Source organism: Mycobacterium sp. E3198 (genome assembly GCF_001667015.1).
GTDB lineage: Bacteria > Actinomycetota > Actinomycetes > Mycobacteriales > Mycobacteriaceae > Mycobacterium.
The window spans coordinates 1-21,462 of sequence record NZ_LZIS01000006.1; the positions used below are offsets into that span (position 1 = coordinate 1).

Here is a 21,462-nt window from a genome sequence, read left to right on the forward strand (position 1 = left end):
GCTGAACCTCGGTGTTGCCGACCGCCGTTCGGGCTACCCGCTGGAGCTGCTGGTCCGGTCGGCGGCGTCGTCGGAGGTGTCGTCGGCGGCGTGGTCGGCGGCGTCGTCGGAGGTGTCGTCGGCGGCGTCGTCGGAGGTGTCGTCGGCGGCGTCACGGTCGGTGGCGTGTACGGCGGATACGGGTTGTACGGCGGGCGCCAGCCCGGGTAGGGAACGATCACCGGGATCGGTACGGCGGGGTTCGGGTTGGGCACGAAAGCGGGAACGTCGGGCGCCGGCGCGGGCGCGCCGGGCGACACCAGCTGCGGCGGGATGTAGCCGTTGGAGTCCGGGATGACGCCGCCCTGGAACCCGGCGTTGGGCGCGTCGAGCGGCGGCGGCGGCACCGGCGCCTGCTGCTGCGTCGGCAGCAGCGGCATGAACTTGCCCGGGGCGGCGTTCTGGTGGCCCACCACGGGCTGCTGGCTCGCGGTCGGCCGAATCGCGATGGCCACCGCGGCGGCGAGCGACGCAAATCCGATGACCGCGAAGGCGATCACGGCGTTGCCGAGCACCAGGGACCGTCTGCTCAGCGGGACCCGGCCGGTCGCAGCTTCGTCTTCGGAGTCGCCGAATTCGCCGAATTCGTCGTAGTCGGGGCCGAACTCGTCCGCCCCGAGCGGCTCGCCTTCACCGGCCATCGAGTACGCCAGCTGCGGCTCCTCGGCGGCCGCGGCGGCGGCGGCCGGCGCGAAGGCGGTCTCGTCCCCGGTGAGCCCGGCGGCGGGGGCCATCGCGGTGGCGTCCCCGGCCGCCGCCGCCAACGGCAGGGCGGCCAGCGCCGCGCCGCGCGCGAGCGCAAACGTCGGATCCTCGGGGACCTCCACCCGCATGGTTGACGCGTCGCGAAGCTGGTCGGCGACCCCGGCCAGGTTCGACGACGCGCCGACGAGATAGAGCTCGGTCGGCGCGCCAGGCTGGTCGGTGAGCCGGGCCATCATCGTGTCCAGCGCTGCCGTGGCGTCGGCGCCCGACGCGCCCGCCAGTGGCTGCGTCGCCAGCATGGTCGGCGGCTGGTCGGGATCGCCGTGGGAATCCACGACCGACAGCGTCGCCGTCTCGTCGTCGACCACCAGCACACCGCCGGCGCGCCCCGCCGCGCGCATCAGCGCGGTCACCGCCTGCGACTCCGAGAGCACCGCGACGTCATGGACGCCGGAGTCTTCGAGCGCCCGGCGCAGCTGGTCGGCCTTGGCGGCGTCGGGCCAGCACAGCCGGGTGGCCACCAGCCGGTGGTTCTCGTCGGCCAGCAGCCGGCTCGTGCCCGTCACGGTCTGGGCCAGCGTCTCGACCGGGTGATCGGCCAGGTCGACGACGGATTGGTCGAGCACGTCCGACCCTCGCGCGCCCGACCCGACCAGCGCCAGGCGGGCAACGGGACCCGTGACGGCGACCCCCAAAACCACGTCCATGCAGGCTCTCCTTCGGCCGGCTACCCCACAACCAGCATGTCCCGGCATCATTACACTGCGATACCGTCGGCGGTAACACTCATTCGGGCGACACGTTCGCCTGTGAGCGCAGCGTAACCGGGTTGGCAGACCGCGACGGGCGTCGTCCGAACGGAGATTATGTTTCCAAGTACGCAACGAAGTCGGTGCGGCAGGGGGTTCCCCCGCCCCGCAAACCACGTTGCGCCGCAAGTGACCGTCCTCGACCCCCGGGGGGAACCGTGAGTCAGACAGGCGACGACGCCCCAACCGGCCCCATCCGCAGGCAGGGGCCGCCCCCGGGCCGCCGCCCGCCCGCGGCCGGCACCGTTGCGGCCCCCACGCGGCGGCGCAACATCGCGGGCGACCTGACCGCGGCCGCCCTGCTCGTCGTGGCGCTGCTGTTGCCGTGGAACCTGTACTTCGGCATGGGAATCCCGGGCAGCAACAAGGCGCTGCTCGCGGTGCAGTTCGTCGTGACCCTGCTGGCCCTTCTCTCGATCGCCCTGGCCGGCTCCTGGCGGTCGTCGAGCCCGAGGTTCAACGCCGCGCTGGCCGGGCGGCTGCGGCTGGCGCTCAACGCCCCCTACGCGCTGCTGGTCCTCGGCTTCGTCGCGTTCGATGTGGTCGAGACGATCCGCTTCGGCGGCACCGTCAACGTCCCGGGCGGCGTCGGACCCGGGGCGTGGCTGGGCATCGCCGGCGCCCTGCTGAGCGCGCGGCCGGTGATCCGGCCGGTGGACGACGGCGGCGACAACGGCAGGGCCGTCCGGATCATCGGCTACGCGTCGATGGTGGGCGCGGCGCTGAGCTTCGGCGTCAACCTGTTCTGGCGGGTGCGCTACGCGCTGCAGGGCACGGGCGGTTCCGATTTCGGCAAACAGAACATCGCGGTCATCGCGACGGCGGTGGTGTACGGCGCGGTGGCGCTGATCGCCGTGGTGGTCGGGTCGAGGTGGCTGCTGCGCAGCACGAGGGCCTCGCGGCTGGCGACGGTGGCGCTCGGGGTGTCGACGCTGGTCGCCGGGATCGTCGTGTGGGTCCTTCCGGTGGGCCGGGACATCGACGCGTTCCATGGCATCGCGCAGAACACGTCGACGGCAGGGGTTGGGTTCGAGGGCTACCTGGCGTGGGCGGCCGCCGGCGCGATCTTCGCGCCGCCCGCCCTGCTGGCCCGGCGGCATCCCTCCGCGACCGAGGAGAACGCGTGGCGCGCGGCGGCCCGAAATGGCTTGCTGCTCATCGTCGTATGGTGCCTGGGGTCGATGGTCATGCGGATCACCGACCTCGCCGTCGGCGTGGCCCTGGACTACCCCTTCTCGCGCTACGACAGCATGGTGCTGGCCGGGTTCGACCTGACCACCGCCCTGCTGGCGGTGTGGCTGCGGATCAACCTCGCCAATGACGCGGTGTCCGCCCGGCTGATCTCGTCGCTGTGCGGGCTGGTCGCCACCCTGAGCATCACCCGTGTCGTCGTGGGCGTCGCGCTGGCGCCCCGGTTCGAGGCGTCGCCCAACGCGCCCGCGCCAAACCCGGTGTACGGCAACAACCTTGCCCAGCAGATCACCAGCACCTTCGACGTGGCGCTGTGCGTGCTGGCCCTGTGCATCCTCGCCGCCGCCGTCGTCACCGGTCAGCTCGGTGCACGGCGGGTGCGACGCCGGCGGCGCCGTCCCACACACACCCGCGGCGGCCCGGCGGGCACCCACCCGGGACCGGCCGCGCCGACGACGCGCATCCCCGTCGCCCACGCGGCCCCGCCGTCGGCGGCGGCGACGACGCGCATTCCGACCGGCGGGGCGCCGCAGCCGGCCAGTTCGCCGCGGATCTTCCGCGGCGACGACTCCGCGACCCGGCAGATTCCCGTACAGAAGCCGCGGATCTTCCGGCCGCCGAGTTAGCGCAAAGGCGCGTAAGCGAACTCGCGCAATCCCGCCAACGGGTCGACTGCCGCCCGGAAGCCCAACCCCTCGGCCGCGCGGCGGGGATCGGCGACGATGTGGCGCACGTCCCCGCTGCGGTACTGCCCGGTGACCACCGGCGACACCGAACCGTCCCGGGCGTCGCACAGCGCGGTGGCAACCTCCAGAATCGAGATCGGGCGCCCGGAGCAGACATTGAACGCCGAGAAGCCCCCGGCGTCCGAGGTCGCGGCGGCGAGGTTGGCGGCGGCGACGTCGTCGACGTGCACGAAATCACGCATCTGGCCGCCGTCCTCGAAAACCCTTGGTGGCTCGCCCTTTTCCAGTGACGAACGAAAGATGGCGGCCACGCCGGAGTACGGGGTGTCGCGCGGCATCCCGGGGCCGTAGACGTTGTGGTAGCGCAGCGCCACCACCGAGCCGCCCGTCGCCTCCGCCCACGCCAGGGCGTAATGCTCCTGCGCGGTCTTGCTGGCCGCGTACAGGCTGCGCGGCCGCAGGGCGGCGTCCTCGTCGACCAGCCGCCACGTCGTGTCGAGTCCGCAGACCGGGCAACGGTTTTCGAAGATGCCGGCGTCGAGGTCGGCGCGCCGGCGCGGCGGCGGGTCGACGAGCCCGTGGTCGGGGCAGGCATAGTGGCCGGGCCCGTAGACCACCATCGACGACGCCAGCACCAAGCGGCGCACCCCCGCGGCGAACATCCGCGCCAGCAACACCGTGGTCGCGAAGTCGTTGTGGCCGCCGTAGGCCGGCGCATCGGCGGCGTCGACGCCGGCACCCACCATCGCCGCCTGATGGCAGACCAGGTCCACGCCGTCCAACAGCGGGGCCAGCGCGTCGCCGTCGCGGACGTCGACCCGCCGGCAGCCCTGGGGCAGGACCGCATTCGGGCCGTGCGCGGCGGGCAGCAGGACGTCGACGCCGACCACGTCGTGACCGGCCGCCCGCAGCGCCGCATCCACCCGGGAGCCGATGAAGCCGGCGGCACCGGTCAGCAGCACCCTCATGGCAGCTCGACCGGGAGCGTGACGCCGGTGTGGGGCTGGCAGTGGGTGCAGGTGTGCTCGACGGCGACGCGGTGGATGGCCGCGCGCACCAGCTCCTTGAAGACTCCCATGTTCTTTTCGAATTGGACGAACACGTCGACGGCCTTCACCCCCTCGCCGGCCGTGATCCCGGCGTCCAGGTCGGTCACCAAAGCGATTGCCGCGTAACAGATTTCGAGTTCGCGGGCCAGCACCGCCTCTGGGTAGCCGGTCATGTTGACCAGGCCGAACCCGGCGGAGGCGAACCACCGGCTTTCGGCCCGGGTGGAAAAGCGCGGCCCCTGGATCACCACCATGGTGCCGCCGTCGACCACGCCGGGCAGGCCGGTGGCCGCGGCCCGCAGGGTCGGGCAGTACGGATCGGCGAAGTCGACGTGGACGGCACCGGAGTCGAAGTAGGTGTCGGCGCGGCCGCTGGTGCGATCCACCAGCTGGTCGGGCACCACCACCGCGCCCGGGCCGGTGTCGGGGTTCAGGCTGCCGACCGCGCACGGGCCGAAGACCCGCCGCGCGCCGAGCTTGCGCAGCGCCCACATGTTGGCCCGGTACGGCACGGTGTGCGCCGAGAACTGGTGGGTCGCGCCGTGCCGCGGCAGAAAGGCGACCTCGTGGTCGCCGATCGCGCCCACCGTGACCGGCGCGCTGGGCGGGCCGTACGGGGTGTCGACGTCGATGGTGCGAACGGACGATTCGAAGAACGTGTAGAAGCCGCTGCCGCCGATGACTCCGAGCATCCGCCCATTGTGGGGCATAGGGCAGGATGCCCTGGTGGCCAGTTTCGCGCAGTGGGTCGAAGGCGCCCGGCCCCGCACGCTGCCCAACGCGGTGGCGCCGGTGGTGGCGGGCACGGGCGCCGCGGCGTGGCTGGGATCCGCGGTGTGGTGGAAGGCGCTGCTGGCGTTGGCCGTCGCGCTGGCGCTGATCGTCGGCGTCAACTACGCCAACGACTACTCCGACGGCATCCGCGGCACCGACGACGACCGGGCGGGGCCGGTGCGGCTGGTCGGCTCGCGGCTGGCGAGCCCGCGCGCGGTGCTGACCGCGGCGGTCACGAGCCTGTCGGTGGGCGCGGCGGCCGGGCTGGCGCTGGCGCTGGTCAGCGCGCCCTGGCTGATCGCGGTCGGCGCGGCCTGCATCGCCGGGGCGTGGCTGTACACCGGGGGGTCAAAACCGTACGGCTACGCGGGTTTCGGCGAGGTCGCGGTGTTCGTGTTTTTCGGTCTGGTCGCCGTGCTGGGCACCGAGTACACGCAGGCGCTGCGGGTGGACTGGGTGGGGTTGGTGCTGGCGGTGTCGATCGGCGCGCTGTCGTCGTCGGTGCTGGTGGCCAACAACCTGCGCGACATCCCGACCGACGCGCAGTCGGGCAAGACGACGCTGGCGGTGCGGCTGGGCGATGCCCGCACCCGGGGCCTCTACCAGGTACTGCTGGCGACCGCCGGGCTGCTGACCCTGGTGCTGATGGCGGCGACGCCGTGGTGCGCCGTGGGGCTGGTGGCCACGCCACCGGCGCTGCGCGCGCTGGCGCCGGTGCGCTCAGGCCGCGGCGGGCGCGAGCTGATTCCGGTGCTGCGCGACACCGGGCTGACGATGGTGCTGTGGGCGGTCGCGGTGGCGGCCGCGCTGGCGCTCGCGCGCTGAGCGCTTCGAGTGTGCGCGGGGCTTCGAGGGTGAACTGACGTACGGATCTGGGCGATTTTCCCGCCCTACGCGCACACTCAGACGCCCTGGAGGCACACTCGAACCGGCGCACGCCGAGGGGCTAGGCCCCGGGCTCGTCGGGCTCCTCCGGCGGCGTCTCCCCGCGCAGCCGCGCATGCAGCTGTTCGCGTTCCCGGCGCCGGCGCTCGCCGCTGATCGCCAGCGCGGCGGTCGCCCGCCGGCGCAGCGGGGCGAACAACCAGATGCCCAGGGGCATCGCGATGATCAAAGCGAACAGCACCGCCACCACGACGGGGAACGGGGTGACCCCGAGCAACCGCGCGATCCCGTAGATCGCGCCGCTCAGCGCGGCGACGAGCGCCAACCGCGCCCCCGCGTAGAGCGACACGTCGACCATGACACGGTTGCGGGGGCGCTCCCCAGTGCTGTTGTCCCCAGGCCCTTCTGACACAGCTCGAGCCTACGGCGCGGGTATATTCGCTCCAAGGAGGTGTTAAGTGCTCTACCTGCTGCTCGTCCTGATCCTGGGGACGCTGATCTACGTTGGCTGGCGCGCCGCGCGGTCCCAGGCCCACCGGCCGAAGACGCGCGTCATCGGACCCGACGACGATCCGGACTTTTTGCGGCGGTTAGGTCACGGGGACAACAACCCCCGCTAAGCGACTCCGGGGTTGCGCTGGTCGCCGGGGAACCCATCGGCGACGACGGCCGCCAGCTCGGCGAGCGCCTCGCGGGTTCCGCGCCGCAACCGGTCCAGCTCGATCTCGGCGCCCTCTTCCAGGTGCGGGTCGAACGGGATCAGCCGCACGGCGCGGCAGCGGCGCGAGAAGTGATCGACCACCTTGTTCATGTCGACCTTGCCGGTGCGCGGCCGCACGGCGTTGATGACCGCGATCGAGTTGCGCACCAGCTCCTGGTGGCCGTGCGCGTCCAGCCAGTCCAGCGTCGCCGAGGCGCTGCGCGCGCCGTCGATGGACCCCGACGCGACCACCAGCAACACGTCGGCCTTCTCCAGCACCGACGACATCGCCGAGTGCAAGAGCCCGGGTCCGCAGTCGGTGAGCACCAGGCCGTAGAACCGCTCCAGGCTGTCCAGGACGCGCGCGTAGTCGTCGGCGCTGAAGGCCTCGGAGATGGCCGGGTCGGTTTCCGACGCGAGCACCTCCAGCCCGCTCGGGCCCTTCGAGGTGTAGCGACGGATGTCGGTGTAGCGCTCGATGGTCCCGGCGTCGTGCAGCAGCTGACGCACCGTCGCCGCCGTCTCCAGCGGGATCTTCTGGTTCAGCGTGCCGCGGTCGGGGCTGGCGTCGACGGCCACCACGCGGTCGCCGCGGATGGAGGCGAACGTCGACCCCAGCGTCGCGGTGATCGTGGTCTTGCCGACGCCGCCCTTCAGCGACAGCAGCGCCACCCGGTAGCAGCCCCGCAGGGGCCGGTTGACCTGCGCCACCAGGTTGTTGTGCCGCAGGGCGCGCGGGCTCTCGCCGAGGTTGATCAGGTGACCGGACAGGTCGTAGACCAACCGGCGCCAGCCCTCCGAGGGCGGCGGCTTGACCGGCCGCAACAGCATGCCGGTGGACAGCTCCGGGTAGGGCGTGTGCGGCAGGTGCTCGGGCCGGTACGGGGGCGCCTGGGCCTCGGCCGGCGGTGCCTCGGCCGGCCCGTTGTAGTAGGCGCCGTAGGCGGTCGGGTCGACGCGCGGGATGCCGGTGACCGGCGTGGAATCCCAGGGCGGCATGCCGCCGCGCGCGGGCGCGGGCCCCGCCGCCGTGGACGGTGCCTGCTCCCGCCGCTCGGCCGTGGGGACCCGACGCTCGGTGCGGAATCCGGCGAAGGCGCGGGTAGGCGCCTCCCCCGAGTCGGCCGCCGGTTCGCTGGATTGCTGCGCCGGGGGCAGCTCCGTCGTCTGCGGCTCGGGCGCCCCCACGCCCGTCGTTGGATGGTCGGACACCTGCACTCCCCCTTGTTGCGATTATTCGGGTCGGTTGCTCACTGTCACCCCACGCCCGCATACGAATGCAGGCCCACGGTGACCAGGTTAACGAAGAACAGATTGAAGACCATGGCGACGAAACCCACGACGTTGATCCACGCCGCCTTCCTGTCCCGCCATCCCGCCGTCGACCTGGCATGCAGATAGGCCGCGTATACCACCCACGCGATAAACGAAACCGTCTCCTTGGGGTCCCAGCCCCAGTACCTGCCCCAGGCTTCCTCGGCCCAGATAGCGCCGAAGATGACCCCGAAACCGAAGACCGGGAACGCGAAGATCGTGGTGCGGTAGGCGACGCGGTCGAGGGTCTGCGCGTCGGGCAGCCGCTGCACCATCCGCGCCAACGCGCCGTCGGCCTCGGGATCGCTCAGCCGGGACGTCCGCAGCAGGAACAGGATGCTGGAAATGCCGGCGACCATGAACACCCCGGAACCCAGGCTGACCACCGACACGTGGATGGGCAGCCAGTAGGACTGCAGCGCGGGCATCACCGGCGCGGCGTTGGTATAGAGCCAGCGTCCGGAGACCGTGAGCAGGATCAGCACCGGCACCAGCAGGAACACCCACAGCGGGCGATACTGCGGCCGGCGCAACACGACCGCGCCGGCGACCAGGGCGCAGCAGCAGGTCAGGTTGATGAACTCGTACATGTTGCCCCACGGCGGCCGCAGGGTCGCCAGGCCGCGCAGCACGATGCAGGCCAGCAGCAGGCCGATGCCGAGGTAGACCACCGCCAGCCCGGCGCGCCCGACGCGCTCGTCGAACGGGCGCGCCTCGGCGTCCTCCACGATGCCGGGCACGGCGCTGTCGGCGGCCACCGAGCCGGCCAGCACGCGCCGGTCCACGCGGCGGCTACCGACGTAGGCCAGCTCGAAGGCCAGCAGCATCATGGCCACCACCAGGGCCACCACCGCCGAGGTGAACGCCCAGTCGGAGTAGCGCGCCAGCCCGATGTCGACGTGCAGGGTGTTCATGTGACGTCCACCTGAGAACTCCTTCTGGACGCGGCGGAGTCGCCCAGCCCGTCCAGTGCTTGCCCGGTCAACCGCTCGAACTCGTCGCCCCACCCGGAGTTGTCGGTGCGCGCCAGCCCGCCCAGTTCGACGTTCACCGTACCGGCCCCCGGAGTCAGCCTGACCCACACCCTGCGGCGGCGCACCAGCAGCGACACCACCAGCCCCGCCATCATGGTGGCGGCGAAGACCAGCACCCAGGCCTGGCCCGGGTCGTGGGAGACCTGCAGGTTGACGAACGGCACGGCCCCGTCGAAGCGCACGACGGTGCCGGCGCCCGGACCCTGATCCAGCCGGATCTGTTGGCCGGCGCGCAGGTTGACCCGCTTCTCTTTCGTCAGCCGGCCCTGCTCGATCAGCCGGGGATCCAGCGAGAACAACGACTGGGGCCGCCCGGTGTCCAGGCCCGTGTCGCCGCGGTAGATGTCGACGGCCACCGCGGGGGCGTTCAGGGCCGGGAAGCGCGACGACAACAGCGTCCCGTCGAGCTGCTCGGTGGGCGCCAGCAGGCCCTGGATCGCGATCTCGTGTTGGCGGCGCTCGGCCGCGTTGGGGTAGCTGCCGGCGGGCGGGTCGATCCGCGCCACGCCCGAGCTGAGCAGGGTCTGGGGGTTGTCGGGGCGCCACTGCACGGTCGACGTGCGCGTCTGCCCGTCCGGGAAGGTGACGGTGAACGTGGGGGCGTAGCCGTGGCCCTGCAGGTACACCCGGTCGCCGCCGACCCGCAGCGGGTGGTTGACCTCCAGCAGGTAATGCCGCCAGCTGTTCGCGGCCAGATCCCGGCCGGCCTGGTAGTCGATGTCGGCGGCGAACGAGGTGGCCTGCCCGGACGGCAGGTAGTGGGCAGCGAAGTCGTTGACCCGGATGCAGATCGGGTGCAGCGACGTGCCGTCGACGGTGTTGCCGGCGCGGAACGAGTCGAACGCGGCCGGTGAGGCCGAGCAGAAGCCGGGGCCGCCGTCGGCGATGACGATGACGTTGCCCTCGTAGCCGAACAGCTTGCCGACGGCCACGGCGACCAGCAGGCCCAGCAACGAGAAGTGGAAGACGATGTTGCCGAACTCGCGCAGGTAGCCCTTTTCCGCCGAGACCTCGACAATCTCGCCCTCGTGCCGGATGGCCGTACGCCAGCCGCGCAAGCGGCCGGCGATCGCGTTCGCCAGGGCGTTCAGGTCCGCCGGGTCGCCGGCGACCTCCGCGGTGGCGTGCTTGGGCAGCCGGGACAGGTTGCGCGGCGCGGGCACCGGCGTGGCGCGCAGGCTGCGCGCGTGCTCGATCATGCGCGGGGTCAGGCAGCCGACCAGCGAGACGAACAGCAGCACGTAGATGGCGGTGAACCAGAAGCTGGAGAACACGTCGAAGGCCTGCACCCGATTCAGCCAGGGTCCGATCGCGCGGTGGGTGGCCAGGTACTCGTCGACCTTGCCGGCGTTGAGGCTGCGCTGCGGCAGCAGCGCGCCGGGTATGGCGCCCAGCGCGAGCAGGAACAGCAGCACCAGCGCAGTGCCCATCGAGGTCAGCGCGCGCCAGGTGTTGCGGGCCCGGGCGCCAAGTGGCGCGAGCAGACGCAAAATCGCACTGGGACGGGCCTTTTCGTGCGATTTTGCGTCTGCTCGCGGCTCTACCGGGGCGCTCAAATCGGGAGCCTCACGTCGGACACGAACGCGTCGCGCAGCCAGGAGATGAAGTCGTTCCACAGGCCGGTCACCAGCAGGACACCGACCGCGATCAGCAGCGCGCCGCCGAAGATCTGGATGGCCCGGGTGTGCCGCCGCAGCCAGCCCAGCGCGCCCACCGCCCCCGCCGAGCCGAACGCCAGCATCACGAACGGGATGCCCAGCCCCAGGCAGTACGCGATCACCAGCGCCACGCCCCGCGCGACGTTCGCGCCCTCGGTGGCCGAGGCGACGGTGATCACCCCGGTCAGCGTCGGCCCCAGGCACGGGGTCCAGCCGAGCGCGAACACCGCGCCGAGCAGCGGCGCGCCCGCCACCGTCGTCAGCTGCCGCGGGCTGAACCGGGCCTGGCGCTGCAGGGCCGGGACCAGGCCCACGAACACCAGCCCCATCACAATGGTCAGCACGCCGCCCGCCCGCTGCAGCGCCGCCTGGTTGGTGATCAGGGTGGTCGTCATGCCGAGAACCGCGACGGTGCCGAGCACGAACACCGTGGTGAACCCGGCGACGAACAGCGCCGCCGACCCCGCGACCCGCCACCGCGCGGCCGCCGGGGCCTTGACCGCGCCCGGGGGCGGCTGCTCGTCCACCCCGACGACCGCCGCCAGATAGGACAGGTAGCCCGGCACCAGCGGCACCACGCACGGGGAGGCGAACGACACCAGCCCCGCCAGCACACAGGCGCCCAGCGCCACCAGCAGCGGCCCGGCGGCGGCGATGTGGGTGAAGCCGTTCACTCCTTGGCCACCCGTTGCACCACCGGCTGCAGGTCCGCGGCGAGCAGTTCGCGCAGGAACACCGCCGCAACCCGGTGCTGGCGGTCCAGCACCAGCGTGGACGGGATGACGGTGGTGGGGTACTTGCCACCGAACGCGATCAGCGTGCGCATCGCCGGATCGTAGAGGGACGGGTAGCTCACGTGGTGGTCGTCGACGAAGTCCAGGGCCGCCTGGCGGTTGTTGTCCCGGACGTCGATGCCCAGAAACGACACCCCGGCGGCGCGGGTGGCGTCGTACACCTGCTGCAGCTGGCTGACCTCGGCGCGGCACGGCCCGCACCACTGCCCCCAGACGTTGATGACGACGACCTGCCCGGCGAAGTCGTCGAGCGATCGGGTGTGCGCCGGGTCGGCGAGGTCGGGTCCCGCCAGCGGCCCCGGGCGCCCGCGGCTGGCGGGCGGGTCGTAGTAGATGTCGGTCTTGCCGCCGGGCGAGACGAATTCGAAGGTGCCGCCCTGGGCCACGGCGTCGCGACCGGAGCAACCGGCCACCAGGGCCGTCAACACGACCCCGGCCATCGCCAGCCGCGAGATGGTCATGGCGCCGGCTGGAAGTACTCGATGTCGACCAGCCGGTCGCCGTCGTAGATCAGCGTGGTGATCGAGCACAACCCGCATTCGCGGCGGCGCGGGTCGTGCCAGAGCCGCTTGCCGCTCAGGTGCAGCCGCAGCGTCCACACCGGCAGTTGGTGGCTGACGCACACCGCCTCCTGGCCGGTGGCGCGGGCGCGCGCCTTGTCGACGGCGGTCGTCATCCGGCCCGCGATGTCGGCGTACGGCTCGCCCCACGACGGGGTGAAGGGGTTGCGCAGCTGCCACCAGAACCGCGGGTCGCGCCACGCGCCGTCGCCGGGGCCGACGCGGCGGCCCTCGAAGAAGTTGGCCGATTCGATCAGGTCCGGGTCGGTGTCCACGGCCAGGCCGTGCTTGGCGGCGATCGGCGCGGCGGTCTCCTGGGCCCGCTGCAGCGGCGAGGCGACGACGGCGACGATGTCACGGCCGGCCAGCGCCGCGGCGACCGCGTCCGCCTGCGCCCTGCCCTTGTCGGACAGGTGGAATCCGGGCAGCCGCCCGTAGAGGACGCCGCCGGGATTGTGCACCTCGCCGTGGCGCACCACGTGGACCCTGGTCTCCTCGGCCATCAGCGCTCGTCTTCCCGGACGGCTTCGGCGGCCCGGCGGGCCGCATCGGGCAGCGCCTCGGCGACCCGGTCGAACGCGGTGTCGTCCAGGGCGGTCGAGACGAACCACGCCTCGAAGGCGCTGCAGGGCGGGTACACGCCCGCGTCCAGCAGGGCGTGGAAGAAGGGCGGGTAGCGCCACGTCTGGCTCGCCCGCGCGGACGCGAAGTCGGTCACCGGCGTCTCGGAGAAGAACACGCTGAGCATGTTGCCGCCGCGCGGAATCTGATGCGGCACACCGGCTTTCGTCAGCGCCTTGGACAGCAGGCCGGCCAGGCGGTCGGCGTTGGCGTCCAGGGCGGCGTAGGCCGCGTCGTCGGCGGCGCGCAGCGTGGCCAGCCCGGCCGCCATCGCCACCGGGTTACCCGACAACGTGCCGGCCTGGTACACCGGGCCCAGCGGCGCCAGCCGCCCCATCACGTCGGCCCGCCCGCCGAACGCGGCGGCCGGCAGCCCGCCGCTCATCACCTTGCCGAAGGTGAACAGGTCGGCGGCGACGGGATCGATTCCGTACCAACCACTTCGGCTGACGCGGAACCCCGTCATCACCTCGTCGACGATCAGCAGCGCGCCGTGCTCGGCGGTGATCGCGCGCAGCGCCGCGTTGTAGCCCGGCGCGGGCGGCACGACGCCCATGTTGCCCGGGCTGGCCTCGGTGATCACCGCGGCGATCTGCTCGCCGAGGCTCGCGAACGTCTGGCGCACGGCCTCGATGTCGTTGTAGGGCAACACGATCGTGTCCGCCGCGGCCGCCCCCGTCACGCCCGGCGAGGACGGCAGGCCCAGGGTCGCCACGCCCGAACCCGCGTCGGCCAGCAGCGCGTCGGCGTGGCCGTGGTAGCAGCCGGCGAACTTGACGATCTTGGCCCTGCCGGTGAACCCGCGGGCCAGCCGGACGGCGCTCATGGTGGCCTCGGTGCCGGAGTTGACCAGCCGGAGCCGCTCGACCGGGGCCACCCGCCCGACGATCTCGGCGGCGAGCTCGCTCTCGGCGGGCGTCGGCGCCCCGAACGACAGCCCGGACGCGGCGGCCCTGGCGACGGCGTCGACGACGGCCGGGTGGGCGTGGCCCAGGATCATCGGCCCCCAGGAGCAGACCAGGTCGACGTAGCGGTTGCCGTCGGCGTCGGTGAGCCAGCACCCGCGTGCCTCGGTGATGAACCGCGGGGTGCCCCCCACCGCCGTGAACGCGCGAACCGGGGAGTTCACCCCGCCCGGGATCACCGCGCAGGCGTCCTCGAACAACTTCGCCGACGCCGCGGTGACCCCGGTCGCGGCCGGGGCGGGCGCGGTCGCCTGGTCACTGCTACCCATGCCGACCAGTGTCCCAGCCTCCGCGAATCGTTCAACTACAGGGTGTAGCAGATGTGGTAGTCAGGCGTCTTGCTGGTCGGCTTCCTGGGCGGCCCGCAGGTCACGCCGCGCGGCCTCGCGCTCCTTTTCCGCCGCGCGCCGGTGGGCGGCGACGTCGCCGAGACCCTCGACGACCGCGAGTTCCTCGACTTCGGCGGCCCGTTCGTGCGCGGCGCCGGCCTCGTAGTGCCGATACACCGCGCGCTGACGCGCCGCCTGGTCCCGCTCGTGGGCGCGCTCCGCGCTTTCGGCGGCGCGCTTCACGTCCTCCTCGGTGACGCCCTTCCGGGCGGCGAGATCCGCCCCTCGGCGCAACAGCTCCTGGGCCCGCTGCGCGGCCTCTTCACCTGGCGAAACGGCCATGAGGCGACACTACGCCGGTTGCGCTCGATAAGCGGGGCGTCTTGAAGCCGGCCGGCCCGGACGCGTTGGATGGGAGGCATGGAACTTCCACAGGGGCTCGCCCGGTTCAATCGGCACGTCACCAATCCGGTTCAGCGGCTGTGGGCCGGCTGGGCCCCGACGTTCTGCATCCTCGAGCATGTCGGGCGGCGCTCCGGAAAGCCCTATCGCACACCGGTCACCGTGTTCACCGCCGAGGTCGACGGCAAGCCCGGGGTGGCGATCCTGCTGACCTACGGCCCGGACCGCGACTGGCTGAAGAACCTCACCGCGGCCGGGGGCGGGCGAATGCGCCGCTATGGCAAGACCTTCGGCGTCGCCAACCCGCGGGTGGTCAGCAAGGCCGACGCGGCGCCCCACGTCACCGGCCGGTGGCGTCCGATCTTCGCGCGGCTGCCCTTCGAGCAAGCGGTGTTGCTCAGCAAGACCGACTGACCCGGCGTCGGGCCCGGGCGACGAAGTAGAGCCCGATCACCACCGCCCAGGACAGCAGGGACAGCCACAGCTGGCTGCGCGCGGAGCGGTCGAACGCCATTTGCACCAGCACGGCGGTGATTCCGGCGAGGGTGAGGATCGACAGCACCGGGAAGAACCACATCTTGACCCGCAGCTTTTCCTCGGGCGTGCGCCTGCGCAGGATGATCTGCGAGAGCGCGATCAGCCAGTAGACGAACAAGATGACGGCGCCGGACGAGTTGAGCAGGAAGAGGAACACCGAGCCGGGCGCGACCCACGCCATGACGACGCACCCGAAACCGACCGCCGACGAGCACAGGATGGCCAGGTGGGGGACCCCACGCCGGCTGAGCGTGACCAGCCGGGCCGGGGCCTCGCGCCGGTCGGCGAGCACGAACAACATCCGCGACGCCGTGTACAGGCCCGAGTTCAGGCAGGACAGCACCGCGGTCAGCACCACGGCGTTCATCACCTGGTCCGCCCCGCGCAGGCCCATGTGCCCCAGCGCGGCGACGTACGGCGAGGCGCCCACCTCGACCGAGTCCCAGGGTTGGATGACCGCGAGCAGAAACACCGAACCGACGAAGAAGATCCCGATGCGCGCGACCACCGACCTCGTCGCGCGCTGGACGGCGAGTTCGGGATCACGGCTTTCGGCGGCGGCGACGGTGACGATCTCCGCACCGACCATCGAGAAGATCACCACGACGATGGCCGCGAAGACCGCCCCGACGCCCTTGGGGAACAAGCCGCCGTGCGACGTGAGGTTGGCGAAATCCGCGTGACGGCCGGGCCACAGGCCTACCGCGAAGAGCGAGCCGACCACGAGAAAGACGGCGATGGTGGCGACTTTGATTCCGGCGAACCAGAATTCGAATTCGCCGAAGGACGACACCGAGAACAGGTTCGTCGCCGTCATCAGCACCATCAGGCACAGCGAGAGCAACCACAGCGGCGCGTGGAGCCAGTAGCCCAGGACCTTCCCCCCGGCGACGGCCTCGAACCCGACCACGATCACCCAGAAGTACCAATACAGCCAGGCGACCGAAAAGCCCGCCCAGCCGCCGAGGGCCCGCGCCGCGTAATCGGCGAACGATCCCGTCGACGGATCGGCGGCCGCCATCTCGCCCAGCATCCGCATCACGAGCACGATCAGCAGGCCGCACAGCGCGTACGTCAGGAACGCGGCGGGCCCGGTGTCCTTGATCACCACACCGGAGCCGACGAACAGGCCGGCGCCGATCACCCCGCCGAGGGCGATCATGCTGAGCTGCCGCTGCGACAGTCCTTGGCGCAGTTGGGTGGTGCCGGCCATTCGTCAAGCCCTCCCGGCGCCCTGGCGTCGCGTCAGTCCAGGCGGGTGGCCACCACGGACCACACCGGAAGGTGCACCCGGTGGTTTTCCAGCAGCGGGTCGATCACGCTCATCCGGTGCACCAGCGGGCGCATGCGGCGCAGGATCTCGCCCTGTTGCTCGGACGCCATTTTCTTCATGGCCTCGAAGGTCTCCGGGAGCAGGCGGGCCTGATAGGTGGTGACACCCAGGTAGTCGATGCGCCATCCGCTGTCGCCGAGCACCTGCTCGAAGTTGTCGGCCGGTATGGCCGTCCATTGCAGGCCGTTGACGTTGTGCGGGCTGAACTCGAACATGTACAGCCGCGCCCCGGGTGTGGTCGCGCGGTGCAGCGCCTGCGCATAGCGCATCTGGGTGGCCCCGTCGTTCAGGAACACGTGGTAGAACGCGCTGTCCACCACGGTGTCGAAGCGGCCCTCGAACCCGTCCAGCCGGGTGGCGTCGGCCACCTGGAAGTCGACATGCACCCCGGCCCGTTCGGCGTTCCGTTTCGCCAGCTCGATGGCGGACGGGGAATCATCGATCCCGGTGGCCGAATACCCTTGCGCCGCATAGTGAATCGCGTGATAGCCGGGGCCGGTGCCCGGGTCGAGCACCGCGCCGCGGATCCCGCCGTAAGCCACCAACTGCTGGACAGCCGGCTGCGGGCCGCCGATGTCCCAGGGAATCCGCCCGTCGGTGTGTTCCGCCTCGCCGTATAACGGCTCGAAACCGGCAACGTTGGCGTCAGTCATTGACGTAGCCTAACGAGGAACGCGCTTGTCCACCCGCAAGTCGGCCCAAAGATGCACGTGGGCGCCGGTTGCGTCCGGCGGTTGGGGTGCTGCCACAACCCTTTTCGCTCGAGCAGCGGCAGCCGACCGCCGCCCCGCCCGCCCCTTTGGTCCAATCCCCGGTCGTGCGGGAGATCGCCGGGGCGCGAGGGGTGAAAGTTTCCCGATTGCATCCCGGCCGGAAGGTCACCCGTTCGTGACCGGCAGGTCACGCCAGATCACACGATGCTTCCAATACGGCGTGGCTCGGCAGGTGATGCGCGCTGCGCACGGCATCATTGCGATCATGCCTGACCTGACACGCCGGGCGGTGCTCCGGATGGGTGCCGGTGCCAGCCTGGGAGCCGCTGGCGTGTTCGCCTTAGGCGCCCTGCTGGACCCGGTCACGACGCACGCGGCGCCCGCCCCGTTCGAGCCGTCGGCCGCCGGCAGCACCCTGCCGAACAGGTTGACCGGATCCTTCGTCTCCGCGGCGCGCGGCGGCGTCAAGACCAACTGGGTGATCGCCCTGCCGCCGGGGCAGAAGGCCGAAGCCGGGGCGCTGCGCCCGGTCATCGCGCTGCACGGCAAGGACGGCGACGCGAACATGATGCTGGACTGCGGCGTCGAAAAGGCGCTGGCCCAACTGGTCAGGGAGGGCAAGCCGCCGTTCGCGGTGGTGGGTGTCGACGGCGGTGCCAACAGCTACTGGCACCGCAGGGCCTCGGGCGAGGACCCCGGCGCGATGGTGCTCGACGAGCTGCTGCCGTTGCTGTCGTCGATGGGTTTCGACACCACCCGGGTGGGCTTTTTGGGGTGGTCGATGGGCGGCTACGGGGCGCTGCACCTGGGTGCCAAGCTGGGCCCGGCGCGCACGGCGGGGATCTGCGCGATCAGCCCGGCGCTATACACCTCCTTCACGGGCAGCGAGGAGGGGGCGTTCGACAGCTACGAGGACTGGGTGCAGAACAGCGTCGTGGGCGTGCCGGCGCTCAATGCGATTCCGCTGCGGGTGGACTGCGGCACCTTTGACCGCTTCTACTTCGCCACAAGGCAATTCGTCGGCCAGCTGAAGACCAAGCCGGCGGGCGGCTTCTCCCTGGGCGGACACGACATCGGCTACTGGCGGACGCAGCTGCCAGGCGAGCTGGCCTGGATGGCGACCTAACCCACGCACATGACAGTCCGGGAGAACGAACTCGCCAGCGGCCCACGCCGAGTGGAGCGGCGGGCCTCCCGAAAGGGATTTCGCCCGGACATCGAGGGCCTGCGCGCGGTCGCGGTCATCGCGGTCGTGCTCTACCACGCGGGCATCCCGGGCATCGCCGGCGGCTTCATCGGGGTGGACGTCTTCTTCGTCATCTCCGGCTTCCTCATCACCGGGCTGCTGTGGCGCGAAGCCACCGCCACCAATACCGTTCGCCTGGGCCGCTTTTACGGCGCCCGGGCCCGGCGCCTGCTGCCGGCCGCGGCGGCGGTCGGCGTCGTCACGGCCGCCGCCACCGCCGTCGTGCTGCCGCCGCTGCAGGCGCGCAGCGTGTTCGTGGACGGCATCGCCAGCGCGCTGTACGTGGGCAACTACCGGTTCGCCACGCAGGGCACCGACTACCTGGCCGCCCAGGGCCCGTCGCCGTTCCAGCACTACTGGTCGCTGGGCGTGGAGGAACAGTTCTACCTGGTGTGGCCGCTGCTGATCATCGGCACGGCGTGGCTGATCGGCCGGGTGCGCGGCGGCGACGCGACGGGCGCGAAACCGTATGCGGCGGTCCTGGCGGCGGTGGCGGCCGCGTCGCTGGCGGCGGACGTGGTGTGGACCCGCACGTCGCCCGCCTGGGCATTCTTCTCGCTGCCCACCCGGGCGTGGGAGCTGGCGGCCGGCGGCCTGGTGGCCCTCTCGATGCAGCACTGGCGCAGACTGCCTCCGCTGCCCGCGGCGGTCGTCGGCTGGGGCGGCCTGGCGCTGATCGTGCTCACCTGCACCCAGCTCGGCCGCGCCACCGCCTACCCCGGCACCGCGGCGCTGCTGCCGGTGCTGGGCACCGCGTTGGTGATCGGCGCCGGCTGCGTGACCGGCGGCCTGGGCGTCGGGCGCGTGCTGTGCCGGCCGGAGATGCGGGCGATCGGGCGGGTGTCGTACTCGTGGTACCTGTGGCACTGGCCGGTGCTGCTGCTGATGCCGGAGCTGCTGGGGGAGCCGGCGGGGCTGCCGGCGCGGCTGACCGCCACCGCCGTGTCCGGCGGGCTCGCGGTGCTCACGTTGCACCTGGTCGAAAACCCGGGCCGGTTCGCGGCCGCGCTGCGCCGATCGGTGAAGGCCAGCCTCGCGGCGGCCGCTGCCGCCAGCGCGGCGGCGGCGTGCGCGTGCGGGCTGTTGCTGACGGTGACACCGGCGCCCGCGGGCCACGGCATTGCGGCCCCGAAGGCCAACATCGTCGCGCTGCCCCCGGCGAACCTGCCCGCCGTCAGCCCCCGGGAGGCGACGGTCCGCGCCGCGTTCGCGCAGGTGCGCGACGCGGTCGCGGCGTCGGCCGGCCTGCGCGCCGTCCCGTCCAACCTGGATCCGCCGCTCGCCCAGGCGCCGGCCGACAAGGCGCCGGTGTTCCTCAACGGCTGCGTGCGGTCGTGGCGCGACGTCGGTCAGAGCGAATGCGCGACGGGCGATACCGCCTCGCCGACGACGGTGGCCCTGGTCGGCGATTCGCACGCCGCCATGTGGGAGCCGGCGTTCCGCCGCGCCGCCGAGCAGCGCCACTGGCGGCTGGAGACGCTGGCCAAGGTGACCTGCCCGCTGCAGGACCTGCCGATCCGCAGCCCGTATCTGGGCCGCGAGTACACGGAGTGCGAACAGTGGCGCGCCCAGATCTCCGACCGCCTGAGGGCCGAGCACCCGTGGCTGGTGGTCCTCGACATGAGCCGGCGCTACGGCGCGGATTTCGGCTTCGAGTCCTACGACCCGGCGTGGGTCGACACGCTGGGTCGCACGGTGGCGATGCTGCGGAGCACCGGCGCCACCGTCCTGGTCCTCGGGCCGGCCCCGGACCCACACGGATCGGTGCCCACCTGCTTGTCGGCGCATCTCGACGACGCCACCGCGTGCGCGCCGGCGACCTCGGCCGCGCTCGACGGCGGCGGTATCGGCGCCGAGCGGGCGGCGACCGCCGGCGGGGGCGGGCAGTACGCCGACCTGACCGACCTGTTCTGCACCGCCGCCCGCTGCCCGGTGATCGTCGGCAACGCCCTGGTGTTCCGCGACGACAACCACGTGACGATCGAGTACGCGCAACTGCTGGCCCCCGTGATGGGTGCGCTGGCAGACCGCGCGCTGGCGGGCGGCTGACCCCCAATGAACTTCTTCCCGCGGACGAACGTCTAATGACTGAAAGGTTTTTGGAGGTTGTGAGATGACTTCGCTGCTGCTGGTCTGCATTGCAGCCATCGCACCCGTCGCCGGCATCGGCCTGATGCAGTTGCAGGCGCGCCTGGAGCGGTGGGACTACGAGCGGCACGCCGAGGACTAAGCGGACCGCTAAGCCGTTGTGCCGCCGAGGATTTCGCTTACCTTCGAGAGATTACCGAGACAGCTGCATGCCGATCAGCGGTGCGATCCGATCCGCGAGATATTGATGCCCCGCGTCGTTGGGGTGCACGCCGTCCGGGCCGATCAGGTCGGGCCTGTCGACGAACCAGCGGTCGCCGAGCGGGTCGACGAACGTCGCTCCGGCCGAGCGGGCGGCCGCGTTGAGCTCGTCGCGTATCTGCAGGATTGACTCGGGCACGTCGGCGGTCGGCCACGGCGGCCCGATCACCAGCAACCTGGCGGACGGCGCGAACCTGCGCGCCAAGTTGAAGGCGTCCCGGGCCTTTTCGCCGATCAGCGCGGGCTCCACGCCCTGGTCGTTGCGCGAGCCGAAGAACACCACCAGCGCGTCGGCGGGCTTGACGGCCCTGGCGGTCAGATCCTCGAAGATGCTGCCGTGGTCGCCGGGCACCCCGTAGCCGGCTCTGCCCTCGGCCGCCACGTCGGCGGCGATCCGCACGCCCCGCTGGGCCAGCGCGTGCCAGGTCAGCGCGGTCCACGATTTCGGCCCGAGGCCGCCCTCGTCGGTGCCGGTGGTGTACGAGTCGCCGACGACGGCGACGTGGTTGACGCGCGAATCCACCGTCAGCAGTTCGTAGGCCCGCACCTGGTGCGCCTTGGCCGCCGAGGCGCCATAGACCAGGCCCAGCGCCAGGGCGAGGCCGACGATGACCGTTGCCAGACGGCTCACTGGTACCTCCCCCGGAAATTGCATCGTCACGCGCCGCATCCAAATCAACGGAATCGTACGGGGAAACGGCGCGAAACTGGCGTCAAATCGCGACCAGCCGCTTCCGGTCATGGTATTCGACGAATCCCGGGCCCCGCA

21 protein-coding genes are annotated in these 21,462 nt (G+C 71.8%); 6 read left to right on the forward strand and 15 right to left on the reverse strand.

Annotated elements, in window-relative coordinates:
- On the reverse strand, positions 1-1,451 hold a 1,451-nt coding region (locus A5673_RS29425; RefSeq protein WP_068226741.1), incomplete at its 3' end, for a hypothetical protein.
- A gap of 296 nt (positions 1,452-1,747) precedes the next feature.
- Between A5673_RS29425 and A5673_RS01505 the strand changes: the two genes are divergently transcribed.
- A complete protein-coding gene (locus tag A5673_RS01505) occupies positions 1,748-3,370 on the forward strand; it encodes a hypothetical protein (RefSeq protein ID WP_369806450.1) in 1,623 nt (540 codons plus the stop codon).
- On the opposite strand, the gene A5673_RS01510 is transcribed toward A5673_RS01505, so the two are convergent.
- The gene (locus tag A5673_RS01510; protein ID WP_068226743.1) at positions 3,367-4,398 is read right to left on the reverse strand and encodes an NAD-dependent epimerase/dehydratase family protein; all 1,032 of its coding nucleotides are present in this window, start codon (positions 4,396-4,398) and stop codon (positions 3,367-3,369) included. The genes A5673_RS01505 and A5673_RS01510 overlap by 4 nt on opposite strands.
- On the reverse strand, positions 4,395-5,171 hold the full coding sequence (locus A5673_RS01515; protein ID WP_197518256.1) for an S-methyl-5'-thioadenosine phosphorylase: 777 nt from the start codon (positions 5,169-5,171) through the stop codon (positions 4,395-4,397). Before A5673_RS01515 ends, A5673_RS01510 begins: the two co-directional genes overlap by 4 nt.
- Positions 5,172-5,205: 34 nt before the next feature.
- On the opposite strand from A5673_RS01515, the gene A5673_RS01520 reads away from it, so the two are divergent.
- Complete coding sequence (locus tag A5673_RS01520) at positions 5,206-6,078, forward strand: 1,4-dihydroxy-2-naphthoate polyprenyltransferase (protein ID WP_068226745.1); 873 nt, start codon at positions 5,206-5,208, stop codon at positions 6,076-6,078.
- Positions 6,079-6,199: 121 nt separating this feature from the next.
- Here A5673_RS01520 and A5673_RS01525 read toward each other — a convergent pair whose 3' ends face one another.
- Entirely contained in the window at positions 6,200-6,550 is a 351-nt protein-coding gene (locus A5673_RS01525; protein WP_068226746.1) for a DUF4229 domain-containing protein, read from the reverse strand.
- A gap of 46 nt (positions 6,551-6,596) precedes the next feature.
- Between A5673_RS01525 and A5673_RS28890 the strand changes: the two genes are divergently transcribed.
- On the forward strand, positions 6,597-6,758 hold the full coding sequence (locus tag A5673_RS28890; RefSeq protein WP_096866246.1) for a hypothetical protein: 162 nt from the start codon (positions 6,597-6,599) through the stop codon (positions 6,756-6,758).
- On the opposite strand, the gene A5673_RS01530 is transcribed toward A5673_RS28890, so the two are convergent.
- From A5673_RS01530 to A5673_RS01565, 8 genes are all read right to left on the reverse strand, one after another.
- The gene (locus A5673_RS01530; RefSeq protein ID WP_068226778.1) at positions 6,755-8,050 is read right to left on the reverse strand and encodes a MinD/ParA family protein; all 1,296 of its coding nucleotides are present in this window, start codon (positions 8,048-8,050) and stop codon (positions 6,755-6,757) included. The two genes, A5673_RS28890 and A5673_RS01530, sit on opposite strands and share 4 nt — an antisense overlap.
- A 44-nt stretch (positions 8,051-8,094) precedes the next feature.
- Complete coding sequence (ccsB, locus tag A5673_RS01535) at positions 8,095-9,066, reverse strand: c-type cytochrome biogenesis protein CcsB (protein WP_068226747.1); 972 nt, start codon at positions 9,064-9,066, stop codon at positions 8,095-8,097.
- Complete coding sequence (locus A5673_RS01540) at positions 9,063-10,616, reverse strand: cytochrome c biogenesis protein ResB (protein WP_068226777.1); 1,554 nt, start codon at positions 10,614-10,616, stop codon at positions 9,063-9,065. The genes ccsB and A5673_RS01540 overlap by 4 nt, the downstream gene beginning before the upstream one ends.
- A gap of 122 nt (positions 10,617-10,738) precedes the next feature.
- Positions 10,739-11,518, reverse strand: coding sequence for a cytochrome c biogenesis CcdA family protein (locus A5673_RS01545; RefSeq protein ID WP_068226748.1), 780 nt, complete (start codon positions 11,516-11,518; stop codon positions 10,739-10,741).
- Positions 11,515-12,099 (reverse strand): TlpA disulfide reductase family protein, encoded by a 585-nt coding sequence (locus A5673_RS01550; RefSeq protein ID WP_068226749.1) that lies wholly within the window; start codon positions 12,097-12,099, stop codon positions 11,515-11,517. The genes A5673_RS01545 and A5673_RS01550 overlap by 4 nt, the downstream gene beginning before the upstream one ends.
- The gene (locus tag A5673_RS01555) at positions 12,096-12,701 is read right to left on the reverse strand and encodes a histidine phosphatase family protein (protein ID WP_068226750.1); all 606 of its coding nucleotides are present in this window, start codon (positions 12,699-12,701) and stop codon (positions 12,096-12,098) included. Before A5673_RS01555 ends, A5673_RS01550 begins: the two co-directional genes overlap by 4 nt.
- On the reverse strand, positions 12,701-14,053 hold the full coding sequence (gene hemL / locus A5673_RS01560) for a glutamate-1-semialdehyde 2,1-aminomutase (protein ID WP_068226751.1): 1,353 nt from the start codon (positions 14,051-14,053) through the stop codon (positions 12,701-12,703). The genes A5673_RS01555 and hemL overlap by 1 nt, the downstream gene beginning before the upstream one ends.
- A gap of 60 nt (positions 14,054-14,113) precedes the next feature.
- Positions 14,114-14,455 (reverse strand): hypothetical protein, encoded by a 342-nt coding sequence (locus tag A5673_RS01565; protein WP_068226752.1) that lies wholly within the window; start codon positions 14,453-14,455, stop codon positions 14,114-14,116.
- A gap of 78 nt (positions 14,456-14,533) precedes the next feature.
- On the opposite strand from A5673_RS01565, the gene A5673_RS01570 reads away from it, so the two are divergent.
- Positions 14,534-14,929, forward strand: coding sequence for a nitroreductase family deazaflavin-dependent oxidoreductase (locus A5673_RS01570; protein ID WP_068226753.1), 396 nt, complete (start codon positions 14,534-14,536; stop codon positions 14,927-14,929).
- On the opposite strand, the gene A5673_RS01575 is transcribed toward A5673_RS01570, so the two are convergent.
- Both A5673_RS01575 and A5673_RS01580 read right to left on the reverse strand, forming a co-directional pair.
- Positions 14,913-16,265 carry an amino acid permease gene (locus tag A5673_RS01575; RefSeq protein WP_068226754.1) on the reverse strand — a complete coding sequence of 451 codons (1,353 nt, stop codon included), beginning with the start codon at positions 16,263-16,265 and terminating at the stop codon, positions 14,913-14,915. The two genes, A5673_RS01570 and A5673_RS01575, sit on opposite strands and share 17 nt — an antisense overlap.
- 32 nt (positions 16,266-16,297) lie before the next feature.
- Entirely contained in the window at positions 16,298-17,038 is a 741-nt protein-coding gene (locus tag A5673_RS01580) for a class I SAM-dependent methyltransferase (RefSeq protein ID WP_082958491.1), read from the reverse strand.
- A gap of 325 nt (positions 17,039-17,363) precedes the next feature.
- Here A5673_RS01580 and A5673_RS01585 point away from each other — a divergent pair, with 325 nt between their 5' ends.
- Complete coding sequence (locus A5673_RS01585; RefSeq protein WP_304442553.1) at positions 17,364-18,224, forward strand: alpha/beta hydrolase family protein; 861 nt, start codon at positions 17,364-17,366, stop codon at positions 18,222-18,224.
- Positions 18,225-18,275: 51 nt separating this feature from the next.
- Positions 18,276-20,393 (forward strand): acyltransferase family protein, encoded by a 2,118-nt coding sequence (locus tag A5673_RS01590; RefSeq protein WP_197518259.1) that lies wholly within the window; start codon positions 18,276-18,278, stop codon positions 20,391-20,393.
- 232 nt (positions 20,394-20,625) lie between these two features.
- Here the strand turns inward: A5673_RS01590 and A5673_RS01595 are convergent, their stop codons facing one another.
- Positions 20,626-21,324, reverse strand: coding sequence for a GDSL lipase (locus A5673_RS01595; RefSeq protein WP_068226780.1), 699 nt, complete (start codon positions 21,322-21,324; stop codon positions 20,626-20,628).
- Between the last annotated feature and the right edge of the window lie 138 nt (positions 21,325-21,462).

Coding starts and splice junctions, on each gene's coding strand:
- A5673_RS01510 (WP_068226743.1), bottom strand. CDS start 4,398: ATGAGGGTGCTGCTGACCGGTGCCGCCGGCTTCATCGGCTCCCGGGTG.
- A5673_RS01515 (WP_197518256.1), bottom strand. CDS start 5,171: ATGCTCGGAGTCATCGGCGGCAGCGGCTTCTACACGTTCTTCGAATCG.
- ccsB (WP_068226747.1), bottom strand. CDS start 9,066: ATGAACACCCTGCACGTCGACATCGGGCTGGCGCGCTACTCCGACTGG.
- A5673_RS01540 (WP_068226777.1), bottom strand. CDS start 10,616: ATGGGCACTGCGCTGGTGCTGCTGTTCCTGCTCGCGCTGGGCGCCATA.
- A5673_RS01550 (WP_068226749.1), bottom strand. CDS start 12,099: ATGACCATCTCGCGGCTGGCGATGGCCGGGGTCGTGTTGACGGCCCTG.
- A5673_RS01555 (WP_068226750.1), bottom strand. CDS start 12,701: ATGGCCGAGGAGACCAGGGTCCACGTGGTGCGCCACGGCGAGGTGCAC.
- hemL (WP_068226751.1), bottom strand. CDS start 14,053: ATGGGTAGCAGTGACCAGGCGACCGCGCCCGCCCCGGCCGCGACCGGG.
- A5673_RS01565 (WP_068226752.1), bottom strand. CDS start 14,455: ATGGCCGTTTCGCCAGGTGAAGAGGCCGCGCAGCGGGCCCAGGAGCTG.
- A5673_RS01570 (WP_068226753.1), top strand. CDS start 14,534: ATGGAACTTCCACAGGGGCTCGCCCGGTTCAATCGGCACGTCACCAAT.
- A5673_RS01575 (WP_068226754.1), bottom strand. CDS start 16,265: ATGGCCGGCACCACCCAACTGCGCCAAGGACTGTCGCAGCGGCAGCTC.
- A5673_RS01580 (WP_082958491.1), bottom strand. CDS start 17,038: ATGACTGACGCCAACGTTGCCGGTTTCGAGCCGTTATACGGCGAGGCG.
- A5673_RS01585 (WP_304442553.1), top strand. CDS start 17,364: ATGCCTGACCTGACACGCCGGGCGGTGCTCCGGATGGGTGCCGGTGCC.